This is a genomic window from Natrialba asiatica DSM 12278, assembly GCF_000337555.1.
Classification (GTDB): domain Archaea; phylum Halobacteriota; class Halobacteria; order Halobacteriales; family Natrialbaceae; genus Natrialba; species Natrialba asiatica.
In genome coordinates this window covers 190834-202916 of record NZ_AOIO01000030.1, presented here as the reverse complement: position 1 = coordinate 202916, position 12083 = coordinate 190834, and the positions used below count along the sequence as shown (strand labels likewise).

Here is a 12083-nt window from a genome sequence, read left to right as displayed (position 1 = left end):
CCTGAACCCTGCAAGCCGCAGCGCCGAGCGAAGCGAGGTGATCGTCTTGCTCCGGTTCGAATCCCGCCACGCCCGGTCTCTACCAGTGACTACACACCGTGCGAGTGAAACGCCGATTCTACAGACAGTTCAGTCTCAAGTACGAACCCAACCACCTCGCCCAGCGGCTCTCACGGCGTCTCTGCCGAGCCGACCAACCGAGTTCACTCCAACTGTTCACGCCGACGCAACGGTCCTTCACCGCGCAGTCCACCCGCCATCGACCGCCAGACACGACCCCGTGACGTAACTCGCCGCTGAACTCGCGAGGAAGACGACGGGGCCGGCGATCTCTTCCGGATCGGCGAAGCGATCGAGCGGGGTTCGGTCGAGGATCGATTGGCGGAGGCGGTCGTTCGACTCGAGTTCGGTGGTCAGGTCGGTCGAGACGTAGCCGGGGGCGACGGCGTTGACGCGGACGTCGGGGGCCCAGTCGAGTGCGAGGCTCTTCGTGAGTCCGACCAGGCCGTGTTTGGAGGCGACGTAGGGATGCTGGCGCGGGAGGCCGACGAGTCCGCCGACGCTGGCGACGTTGACGACTGCGCCGCCGTCGTTTTCGTGGAGGGACCGGGCTGCGGCGGTTGTTACCTCGTAGGCACCAGTGAGGTTGACGCCGAGGGTCCGCTCGAAATCCGCGGTCGAGACGCCTTCGGGTCGGCCGAGTGCGTCGTCGGGGTTGAAGCCGGCGTTGTTGACGACGACGTCGACGCTGCCGAACTCGGCTTCGGCTCGGTCGACGGCGTCCGCAACGGCGTTCGGGTCGGTAACGTCTGCGGTGACGGGAAGGGCGTCGCCGCCATCGGCGGCGATCTCCTGAGCGACTGCTTCGAGTTCAGTTGTCGAGCGAGCGGCGGGGACGACGGCGGCGCCGGCGGTTGCGAGTTCGAGTGCGATGGCGCGGCCGATGCCGCGGCTCCCACCGGTAACCAGTGCGACGGTGTCGTCGAGGTCGAACGGGGTTGTCATGGGGTGTTTGTAGTCCTGTGCGGGGCGTATATCAAACTGACTTCGGGTCCGAGGTGAGCAGTCGACCCCGAAAACATATACTATCTAACAATTGTGCGAGAAAGACATACTCACGAGTTCCGAAAAGAGACACCCGTATCGCAGTACATGTTGATTCCTTGACCCCCCAAGTTATCAGATATGGTAATGAGCGGATGAATTTTTTGAAGGGTGACTGAGAGGGTAGGTGCAATGGCTATTGACGAAGCCGACCAACCGGATGCAAAACAGGCGTCTGCGGCTGGGGCGCCTGCATCTGGGTCGGGGGACGTGGACTCCGACGAGTCGGATGCCGGTTCGGGATCCGGCGTTCGTGTCGGCGAGTATACGTGGGCGGATTTTATGGAGGAGTATGGGTACGGGGACGAGGTTTCGACGCTCTATTCGGCTGTGCGAGACACCGACGAGCCGACGGATCAACTCGGTCTCGACACTGACGAGGAACCGGAGCCGGCGGTTCCCTCGGGCGGAGACTGGGACCGCGTTTCGTTCGATCCGGAGCCGTATCTCGGCTACCAGCCCGAGGAGTTAGTCGACCGGGTATTGCCGATCGCCGGATCGAACGCCGACGCTCTCGAGACGCCGTTCCTGGAGTACGTCGACCCGGAGACGACGCCGGTCGTCAAGGACGTCTGGACCTGGGAGCACTACAAGTGGGAGTACTACTACGACGAGGATGGAAACCGGCCCCGCGATGACGAGGGCGACATCGTTCGCCACGACAAAGAAGAAGCACTCGGCTTCGATCCCGACACGCTCGAGGATCGGTTCTCGATCGCCGACGATATCGCGATGGAACTCGACGACGTCGTCGAGGAACGGACCGTCAACATCCAGGAGGACATCGACGAGGACGAGTTCTTCTCGACCGCAGCCGGTAATACGACGGTCAGCAATCGCTACGACCTCGAGAAGACGGTGCCGTTCGAGAAGAAGACGCACTTTCGAGAGGTCGAGCGCTACTGGGTGAACAAACCGTACGCCTACGTCGTCGTCTTCCACTCCGAGAAGGAAAACGAGAAGAAGTACTACATGGTCGAGCCGTACCTGAACGAGATCGAGGTGGAACTTCAGGAGTTCCTCTCGGGCAAGCTCAGGAAGGCGATCAAGTACTCCGACGACGGCGTCAAGGAGAAGGCAAACGAGGACGGCCGCCGGGTCGTCATCGAAGACGAGACGCGACAGTTGTTGAAGCGCTACGACCTCTTCGAGAAGCAGTCGGGGAGCAAGAAAGCGGGGCTTCTGGAGACCGTCCAGACGCTGCTAGACGATGGTGACGATGGAGATGCCGACGCGGACGAAGATGCGGAGACGGCGGACGACGTGGTCCTCTCTCAGAACCAACTCGAGGGTATCGAGGTCCGCCCGGAACCGATCCTCCTCGCGGAGGACCCGGACACGCTAAACGAGTACCAGGTCGAGAAGCTCCTGTACTTCCTCAAACGGAACTTCATCGGCTACGAGCGCATCGACGGCATCAAACACGACATCAACGTCGAGGACATCTCCGTCGACGGCTACAACTCGCCCGTCTTCGTCTATCACTCCGAGTACGAACAGATCATCTCGAACATCTACCACGGCAAAGATGAACTCGACGACTTCGTCGTCAAACTCGCCCAGCGGTCGGGCAAGGGGATCAGCAAGCGACTGCCGCAGGTCGACGCGACGCTGCCGGACGGTTCGCGCGCGCAACTGACGCTCGGACAGGAGGTGTCCGACCACGGGACGAACTACACGATCCGTCAGTTCAAGGACGTGCCGTTTACCCCGATCGACCTCATCAACTGGAACACCTTCAGCTTGGACGAGATGGCGTTCCTCTGGCTCGCCATCGAGAACCACAAGAGCCTGATCTTCGCCGGCGGTACCGCATCCGGGAAGACGACATCGCTGAACGCGGTTTCGCTTTTCATCCCGAGCAGCGCAAAGATCGTCTCGATCGAGGACACGCGCGAGGTCGAACTGCCACAGCGCAACTGGATTGCAAGCGTCACTCGCCCCTCGTTCGCCGACGACGAGCAGGGTGACGTCGACGAGTTCGATCTGCTCGAAGCCGCCCTCCGCCAACGGCCGGACTACATCGTGATGGGCGAGATCCGCGGTGAGGAGGGGCGGACGCTGTTCCAGGTCATGTCGACGGGCCACACGACCTACACCACGTTCCACGCGGACTCCGTCGACGAGGTGCTCAAGCGATTCACGACGGACCCGATCAACGTCTCGAAGACGATGTTCACTGCACTGGACCTGGTCTCGATCCAGACCCAGACCCGGGTTCAGGGCCGGAAGGTCCGCCGGAACAAGTCGCTCACGGAGATCAACCACTACGAGGCCGAACACGACGAGATCAACGTTCAGGACGTCTATCAGTGGCAGGCCGAAACGGACGAGTTCCTCAAGATGGGGGACTCGAACACCTTAGAGGAGATCCAGTTCGACCGCGGCTGGAGCACGGAGAAACTCGAGGAGGAACTGTTCAAACGCGAGGTCATCCTCGCCTACCTCATTAAGAACGGCCTCAACACCTACGCCGAGGTCGCCGCGACGGTCCAGGCGTTCATCAACGATCCCGACACGATCCTCACCCTTATCGCGAACGGCCAACTCGAGGAGAGCCTCGACGACCTCCGGGAGATGGAAAGCGTTCTGATCGACGTCGATCAGGAGAAAGAAGAACTCGTTCCGCGCCCGGATTCGACCTCCGAAACGTACAATCTCTCGATGGACCTCCTCGAACGAGCCGAGGAGTCGCTGTTCGAAGACTATCGCGGGAAGGTGCCGAGCGGTCTCGCGAGCGCACTGGGAGAAGTCGCCGACGACGACCCGATCGAAGTCGACGGAACGGACGACGAGTTCGACTTCGAGAGCGGTATCGAGGACGGCATCGCGGAGGAGTGGACGTTCGGCGATGGGGCGACCGACCTTGCGGAGGCGGCGGCCACGGTGCCGGTCGGTGAGGACGACGACGAGCCGGACTGGTTCGCAGAGACGGACAGCAGCGGGTTTGGTATCGAGGCGACGACTGCTGAGACGACCGCTGGCGGTGGTGTCGGTGCCGGTGCGGGTGTCGGTGACGGTACTGGTTCGGATACCGGAGCAGCCGACTCCGGTGTTAGCCCCGGAACCGAGACCGCCACCGGAACCGACACGACGACTGACCCCGCGTCTCCGAACTCGGCGTCCGCCGAGAGAGACAGCCTGGAGACGGCAGACGAGTTTGCCGCGGGCGAAGCGCCAGCCTGGAGCGATGGGACTGCCGGAGCAACAGCGTCCGGTTCTGGAGAGACGAGCGACGTTACCGTCTTCCCATCCGACGATGCTGACGGTGATCTGGGCGGGCTCTTCGACGACATGGGCGAAACGCTCGATGAACTCGAATCGGCTACTGCGGGTGGGGAGTCAGCGGACCAAACCGTCGATACAACCGCCTCGGATGAGGTGTTCGCCGGCGACGAGTTCGATGACGTGTTCGATCCGGATCCGGATCCAGATCCGAAGCCGGAGTCGATGGACGACACTGTGGGTGGTGAAACTAACGAGGCACCGTCACAGTCGCCGAGCGAGACGCCGTCTGCGTCGAGCGGATCAGCTGACCCGGAGGGTGCCGAGGGCGACCGCCGGACTACTGGCGAGTCGGTAACGGAGCCGAATGCGCAGTCGGGTTCGACGTCTGCGGAGGCCGACCGAACAGCCGCTGACTCGACTACCGACGACGAGACGACGGAATCGGGACAGCCGACGATTCCCGAAAGCGCCGTTCCGTCGATCGAACTCGGCTCTGGAACACCGGTCGAAGAGCGAGGGCCCGGACCGACGACGGAGGTTTCGACGGGGCCGCCCGAATCGGCGTCAGATCAGGACCGGTCAGACGAGCACGAATACGAACACGAGACGACGGAGGACTCTGAGTCCGACCTCGGTCCGGATCCGTCATCGCCGTCTTCGACCCCTGCTAACGGAACGGGGGCCGATCAAACGGACGACACAGGTGACACAGGCGACGTAGTGACGTTCGACGAGGCGACGATCGAATCATCCGCTGATACGGGTACGAGTGCGGACACGGACACAGGAACCGATACAGAGACGGACAGTGATCGGGGTAGGGCCGTGGAGACGAGTGACCGAACTGCTGATCCGAACGAGGACGAAACCAGCGACACATCGAACTCCATCTTCGGCGAACAATCGGAGTCGGTCTTTAGCGACGACGAGGACGGGAGTCGCGCCGATTCCGGCGACGGGTCGATGTTTGATACAGAACGAACGAACGAACCCGACTCGAGTATTTTCGCAACCGAGGACGAGACGAGTGCCGGTACGGACGACGAGACTCCGACTGAACCCGCCAGCCAAACCGACGAAGACGAGGCGGGCGACGAATGAGCCTGCAAACCGACACGGGCGACTCCGGAAGTGTCGCCGGTGGATCCGATATCCTCGGTGAAACGTTCTATCCACTGTATAGCCGTCTCTTCGGCGAGGACAGCGAGTTCGTCGCCGACGTCGAGACGAAACTCGCCCAGGCCCGGATGACCGACACGGTTGAACTCTATCTCTCTCGTGCGCTCGGCATCGGATTCATCAGCGGTCTCGCGCTGTGGCTGATTGGCCTCACGCTCGGATACACGCTCTTTGCCACCGGGCTGATCGCCGTCGACACCATCATCGGGTTCCCCGTCGGGAACGATACGCTACTCGCGATTATCGAGGCGCTTCGAGTGCCGGCGCTCGTCTTCATCACCGGAATCATATTCGGGACGATCGGCTTTGCACTCGGCTTTGGCTCGCTCACTGCGATTCCGTACTCGCGCGCGTCGGCACGCAAGCGCGAGATCAACATGTTGCTGACCGACTCCGTCTCGTTCATGTACGCGCTGTCGGTCGGTGGGCTAAACCAACTCGAGATCATCGACGCGATGGCCCAGGCCGACGACACCTACGGCGAGGTCGCAAGGGAGTTCCAGAGCATCGTCAAGGAAACCGAGTACTTCGACGTCGACTACCGGACCGCGATCCGCACTCAGGCGATCGAAACGCCGAGCGATGAACTCTCGCAGTTCCTGACGGATATGCTCTCGATCGTCAACAGCGGCGGTGACATGGAGAGTTTCCTCGAAGACAAGAAAGAAAAACACATGCGCACGGCCAAGCAGGAACAGGAACTCACCCTCGAGACGCTCGAACTCTTCGGGGAGATGTACATGACGCTGTCGCTGTTTCCGCTCTTGCTCATCATCATCATGGTCGTGATGCAGATGATCCCACAGGCGGACGTCACCAACAACATGCTATACATGACCGTCTACGGCCTGATTCCGCTCACCGGGGTCGGATTCCTCATACTGGTCTCGACGGTCAAACACGACGAGCCCGGCGACGGCTATCTCTCGAATACGACCGGCAACAGATACGTCGAGAGCAAGGCGGAACAGGGACTGCTCAACCTCGGCCTCGTCGAGCAGTTTACCGGCGAGCACAGCGTCTTCGACCGGATCAAGAACCGCGAGGGGACCCACGAGACGATCGAGGTCGTAAAGCGACCGCACATCTTCTTCAGGGACAACCCGCTGTACACGGTCGCGCTTTCTATCCCACTGGCGCTCGTCGTCGTGACGACGGCGATGATGACCGGTTCCGCACCACTCTCGTGGAGTTCCCTGCTCGATAACGTCATCTGGGGAACCGTTATCTACGTCTACATTCCGTTCTATATCGTTGCGATCCCGCTCTCGATCTTCCGCGAGTGGAACGTCCGCCACCGAAATACCGTCGTCAACACGCTCTCGGAAGACCTGCGGAAACTCTCGAGTGCGAACGACACTGGACTCACACTCCTCGAATCGTTCAAGTCCGTCGCCGACACGACGAGTGGCAAACTCGCCCGCGAGTTCGAACTCATGCACACGAAGGTCAACTACGGGACGAGTCTGAAGTCGGCGCTCATCGAGTTCAACAACAAGTACCACATTCCGCGACTCGCCCGGACGACCCGCCTCATTACGGAGGCACAGGAGGCTTCGAACCAGATTACGGACGTGCTCCGGACGGCCGCAAGCGCGAGCGAAAACCATGACGACATCGAACGCGAGCGAAAGTCCCGCACCCGGATGCAGGTCGTCATCATCGTCATGACGTTCCTGACCGTCCTCGCCGTCATTGCGATCCTCAAGACGCAGTTCATCGATACGATGGCCGGTCTCGAAACCAACAGCGGTGGTGCCGGCGAGGCCAACAGCGAACTCGCACAGGCCGACCTGAGTAACAATATCCAGATCGATATGTTGTCGGCACTGTTCTTCCACGCGGTGACGCTACAGGGGATCATCTCCGGATTCATCTGTGGCTATATCCGTGATGCAGACGTACTGAGCGGGCTCAAATACGCGATCATCCTGGCAACGATCGCCCTTTTCGGCTGGACGATGGTGGCCTGACATGTACGGGAAACGGACAGAGACGAGTTCGATCGAGACTGGAACCGGAACCGGAACCGGAACCGAACGCCGGTCCCCGACTCGCAGACAGCGTGGACAGACCACGCAGGACTTCGTGGTCGGAATCGGGATCTTCATCCTGGCGATGGCGTTCGTGTTCTCGTTTCTCCCCTCGTTGATCACGCCGTTCGATTCGTCGGCCGGCGGTGCGGAGATCGCACAGGCCGATCGGATCGCAGATCGGGTCGTCACGAACCTCTCCGATGGCGATCGGCCAAACGAGATCAACGCCAGCGAGTTCGAAGACCGCTATGCGGGACACTCGGCCGCGGAGTTGCGCACTGAACTCGGATTGCGTGCGAGTGAGAACGGGGGTGACACGGTGGCTTTCGATCGGGTAAACGTGAGCGTTGAGACGCTTACCGATGGACCACCTGACGAGCAGCACGTGAACTCGACGGCGCTGGCCGCCGGAGAGACGTACAACAATCAGTCAGCAGCGAGTACCGCGAGAATCGTTACAGTGGCCGATGAAGAGGGGGCCCTCGACGACGGCGACTGTGAGCCAGCCTGCAGACTCGTCGTGAGGACGTGGTGACCGTATGAGGAACCGACAGTCACCAACCACGAACGCAGCTCACACTGATCGCGGTCAGGCCTATACGCTCGAGGGATTCATCGGCGCGATGGTCGTGCTCTTGGCCGTCCTCTTTGCGCTCCAGTCGGTGGTCATCACGTCCTCATCCGGCGGACTGGCCGAGCGATCGGTTCAGTCGCAGGTCCAACAGGAAGCCCAGGACGCCCTCGTCGTCGCCGACCACGATGAGAATTTATCAGCGTTGCTCCGCCATTGGGACGAAGACGGCGGCTTTGCAGGTACGAACGGGTCCGTTGCACCCGGTGAGGACTACGAGACGTTCACGCAGAACGATCTGGAGAACGCTTCCGCCCTGGGTCAGATTCTGAACCAACGGTTCGCAACCCAGGGATGGAATTACAACCTCGAGTTCCACTACACGGACGGAACTGAGATCGAAACCGAACACAAGACGGCGGTCTATCAGGGGAGTCCGTCGGCAGACGCGATTACAGCGAGTTACACTGTGACTTTGTATGATGACCAGTACGTTACGCCAGATAATAATCAAACACTCGAGGAGTTTGCATCGGATCCGGAGAACGAGGATCCCGTGATTCCTCCCGCAGAAGGTATCGGTAATTCGGTCTACAACGTCGTGGAGGTGCGACTGGTCGTATGGTAGCGGATCAGCCTGCCGAATCCCGGAATCGGTCCCGGAATCGGAAACGGACTCGTAACCGTGTTCAACCCGTGCAAGGATCTCCCGATGACCATCAGCAGCGCCGCGATCGCGGCCAGATTATCCTCATCGGCGCTATCGCACTCGCGTTCATCATTCTCGGCATCGTCGTCGTCTTCAACGGCGTTCTCTACACCGAAACCATTTCCTCGAGTTCAACCAGCCAGGGTGCTTCCGATGTCGAGGTGACCCAACACGAACTCGAGACGGGTGTGTCGGGGATCGTGCATCGATCCAATCTCGATGATGATGACTATCGCATCAACGGCTATCCATCGCTCTTCCGGAACGTAACGGCGAGTGGGGGCGCTGTGATGACCGATATTGATATCGAATCGGACCCAGCCAGTGAGGCAACGGGTGCAACTGGAGATGTTGACGATCTCAACGGTGGGAACATCTCTGGCGACGATGACAACGTACAGGTCGGCCACTTCGTCCTCGAGATAGCGGAGTTCGACGGCGATGGGATAGTTATCGACAACTCGACCGACTCGACGAGAATCGACAGCGGAACGGTCGGGTCGACTCCTGCACGAATCGATCTTGTCGCTGGCACGGTCAATGGAACTCCTCGATCGGACGTTCCGCAGGTATTCGATCCCGACACGGAATACGACGACGTGACCGTCACCGTCGGCTCGAACGTCGATGGGACGTACGAACTCGTCGCGAAAGGGGACCGTAGCCTGGATGACAACAGGTTGAGAACACACAGCGGTGCGTGGGCAGTAACGGCCACGATAACATACGAATCGAACACGATCTCGTTCGAGCAAACAGACGATGTTCCGGTCTACGGAGGCGGCACATGAGTTCCGATCCCAGTTCCACCACCCATACCCTCGAACGCAGCGATGCCGACCGAGCGATGTCGATCGCCGTCACGCACGTGTTAACGATCGGGATCACGACGATTTTAATCGCGCTCTTGCTCACCAGCGCTGGCGGGTTACTCGATACGGAGACGGATCGGTCTGCAGAGCACTCATTAGAGACGATCGGTGAGCGAATTGCCGGTGAAATCGAGAGCGTCGACCGGCTTGGCGATGATACCGTGACGATCAGAGCACCCCACCCACGAACGGTAGCAAACTCCGGATACACCGTCGAGGTAGCCGAAAACTGCGAGGCACCGCTTCTCGACGGCGAGACGGACTGTGTCAAACTCACTTCGAACGGAGCCGATACTGTCGTTTACGTCCCCGTTGTCGTCACCGAAGTAGAGATCGACGAGAGTTCAGCGCCGGGCGGAACGATCGAGATCAGTACTGATGGAAGCACCCTTACGATCGACGGTGGAAACTGATGAGAGGGCACGATCCGAAACCGCCACGTTCGTTCCACGCCGACGAGCGCGCGATCTCCGAAGTCGTCGCGTTTATCCTCGTCTTTGGAATCATCCTCTCGTCCGTCGCGCTCCTCTCGGTAACCGGCTTTCAGGCGATGGAAGACTATCAGGAGAACGAACAGTTGCGAAACGCCGAGCGAGCAATTGACGCCCTCGCGGAGAACTTCAACGACGTACTACAGTACAGTGGGATCGAAGAACGCGATAGCGAACTCTCGTTACGGGAGGGGACGGTGACAACCGGAAACGGCGGGACTAAGCTGAACATCTCCGTCGATGGAACCCCGATCAAAAACCGCTACGATAGCGAGTTCTATGATCCTGATACGGAAACCGTTACACTCGGCGAGTTCAGATACGAAGCCGGCTCGGAGACGATCGCCTACGATGGCGGTGCCGTCGTTCGAGAGGGCGAGACCGGCAGTGCGGTCGTAAGACGGCCGCAGGTGATGTGTGCACCAGAGCGTGATCGCGCAGTACTCTCACTGGTGTCGCTCAATGCGACCGAACGGTCGATCCAGAGCAGCGATGGGCTTCAGTTCACAATGACTACCAGTGACCGAACCGTCGATCGTATCGACGTTTCGGAGAACGTCTCGATCGACGTCGAGGAGTCAACGGCCGAACGGGCCTGGGAAGAGGGCGTTCTCGAGCGCGACGGCTGGGATAACGGCGTGTGTGACAGTGCCGATGAAGTGCTCGTGACGGTCGTTGAAGCGACGATCGAGTACTGAGCTGAGATACTGCGTCTACGCCCACGCTTCCGTCAGCATCGCTCGCAAGCCGGCCCGTGCCGTAAGGGATTCGACGCGAGCAGCGTGCTCGTCGGCGGTCCCCCCCGTTTCGAGATACAGTCCGTTCGAGAGTTGCTGTGGCGACTCCATCGAAGACCCATCGGCGACGATCGGCTCGTCGTTCAGGACCGTCCGCTCGCCATCCGGCGGCCGCCACGGCACGGCGACACCACTCAGTCCGTGTTCGAAGAGGTACTCCGCCGTCTGGGCGAGCGCCTGCTGTGAACTCGAATGGCCGATCGCGCCGATCGAACCGCGGTCATTGAAAAAGCGAACGACGTAGCTACCGTCGGTCGTTTCGGTTTCCGTCTCGGTGTCGAGTTCAGTTTCAGTATCGATCGCTTCGGTCTCTGACTCCGCTGTCTCCGTCGGACGATCGGCGTCACTATCGGTGTCCGACGAGCTTTGCGCATCCGACGTCGCTGTCCCTGCCCCTGTCCTCGTCCCTGGCGTCTCCTCGTCTGCCGTTGACGAGTCGGTCNTCCCTCGCGCCATCAGAGATGTGTATAAGAGACAGGTCCTCGCTAGCTGTCGCTACATGGCTGTCGTCGTCTGCAAACACCACAATGAGTTGCTCGACGAATCGCTCTGTCAACGCCTCGAGTTCGTCAGTTCTGTCGCCTTCCGACCGCGTCATCGCAACGAGTTCAGTGACGATGGCGTCGACGACTGCCCGGCGCTCGAAGGCGAGTTGCCGGGCTACTGTAGCGCGTGCGCTGGGGTCGAGTTGCTGGCCGATGGTCGATCGGGTGAAGTGATCGATCGAGGGAGCGTGGTCGGCGAGCGAGGCGAGGTCACAGACGAGATGGTCGACACCGACGGTGTCGATGTCGGTGTCGGTACCGGTACCAGTAGTTCCAGTACTGTCGGCAAGCCAGATGAACTCGTGACCGTTCGTGTAGAGAGCGCGGTCGATACCGCTCCAGGTCATCGTTTCGAGGAGGGAGACGGCGCGGGACCGTTCGAGTGTGGCCGTGGCTGGTTCGACGGCGACGAGGAGGGCGGGGACGCCTTCGATTTCGAGGACGTACTCGAGTGGCGTGCCGTCGATAGTCGTATCGGTCGTACACGAGTCTGCGTGGACGTTCCAGCCGAGCGTTTCGAGGAGTGGATCGACGAGCCAGACGCGTGTCGA

At 60.5% G+C, this 12083-nt stretch carries 8 protein-coding genes; 7 read left to right on the top strand and 1 reads right to left on the bottom strand.

Annotated features, from left to right (window positions below; all coding sequences use genetic code 11):
• Nucleotides 1-237: 237 nt before the first annotated feature.
• A complete protein-coding gene (locus tag C481_RS12470) occupies nucleotides 238-1005 on the bottom strand; it encodes an SDR family NAD(P)-dependent oxidoreductase (RefSeq protein WP_006109580.1) in 768 nt (255 codons plus the stop codon).
• 231 nt (nucleotides 1006-1236) lie between these two features.
• On the opposite strand from C481_RS12470, the gene C481_RS12465 reads away from it, so the two are divergent.
• The 7 genes from C481_RS12465 (at nucleotide 1237) to C481_RS12435 (ending at nucleotide 10888) form a co-directional block, all read left to right on the top strand.
• Nucleotides 1237-5433, top strand: a complete 4197-nt coding sequence (locus tag C481_RS12465; protein WP_049904627.1) for an ATPase, T2SS/T4P/T4SS family — start codon at nucleotides 1237-1239, stop codon at nucleotides 5431-5433.
• Nucleotides 5430-7484 (top strand): type II secretion system F family protein, encoded by a 2055-nt coding sequence (locus C481_RS12460; protein WP_006109578.1) that lies wholly within the window; start codon nucleotides 5430-5432, stop codon nucleotides 7482-7484. The genes C481_RS12465 and C481_RS12460 overlap by 4 nt, the downstream gene beginning before the upstream one ends.
• 1 nt (nucleotide 7485) lies before the next feature.
• Nucleotides 7486-8082, top strand: coding sequence for a DUF7287 family protein (locus C481_RS12455; RefSeq protein WP_006109577.1), 597 nt, complete (start codon nucleotides 7486-7488; stop codon nucleotides 8080-8082).
• Nucleotides 8083-8086: 4 nt separating this feature from the next.
• Nucleotides 8087-8746, top strand: coding sequence for a DUF7288 family protein (locus tag C481_RS12450; protein WP_006109576.1), 660 nt, complete (start codon nucleotides 8087-8089; stop codon nucleotides 8744-8746).
• Nucleotides 8747-8814: 68 nt separating this feature from the next.
• Nucleotides 8815-9618, top strand: coding sequence for a hypothetical protein (locus C481_RS12445; protein WP_006109575.1), 804 nt, complete (start codon nucleotides 8815-8817; stop codon nucleotides 9616-9618).
• Nucleotides 9615-10112: a DUF7266 family protein gene (locus tag C481_RS12440; protein WP_006109574.1), complete on the top strand. Its 498-nt coding sequence runs from the start codon at nucleotides 9615-9617 to the stop codon at nucleotides 10110-10112. The genes C481_RS12445 and C481_RS12440 overlap by 4 nt, the downstream gene beginning before the upstream one ends.
• Nucleotides 10112-10888 (top strand): DUF7289 family protein, encoded by a 777-nt coding sequence (locus tag C481_RS12435; RefSeq protein ID WP_006109573.1) that lies wholly within the window; start codon nucleotides 10112-10114, stop codon nucleotides 10886-10888. The genes C481_RS12440 and C481_RS12435 overlap by 1 nt, the downstream gene beginning before the upstream one ends.
• Nucleotides 10889-12083: the final 1195 nt, after the last annotated feature.

Coding starts and splice junctions, on each gene's coding strand:
- C481_RS12450 (WP_006109576.1), top strand. CDS start 8,087: ATGAGGAACCGACAGTCACCAACCACGAACGCAGCTCACACTGATCGC.
- C481_RS12455 (WP_006109577.1), top strand. CDS start 7,486: ATGTACGGGAAACGGACAGAGACGAGTTCGATCGAGACTGGAACCGGA.
- C481_RS12440 (WP_006109574.1), top strand. CDS start 9,615: ATGAGTTCCGATCCCAGTTCCACCACCCATACCCTCGAACGCAGCGAT.
- C481_RS12465 (WP_049904627.1), top strand. CDS start 1,237: ATGGCTATTGACGAAGCCGACCAACCGGATGCAAAACAGGCGTCTGCG.
- C481_RS12435 (WP_006109573.1), top strand. CDS start 10,112: ATGAGAGGGCACGATCCGAAACCGCCACGTTCGTTCCACGCCGACGAG.
- C481_RS12470 (WP_006109580.1), bottom strand. CDS start 1,005: ATGACAACCCCGTTCGACCTCGACGACACCGTCGCACTGGTTACCGGT.
- C481_RS12460 (WP_006109578.1), top strand. CDS start 5,430: ATGAGCCTGCAAACCGACACGGGCGACTCCGGAAGTGTCGCCGGTGGA.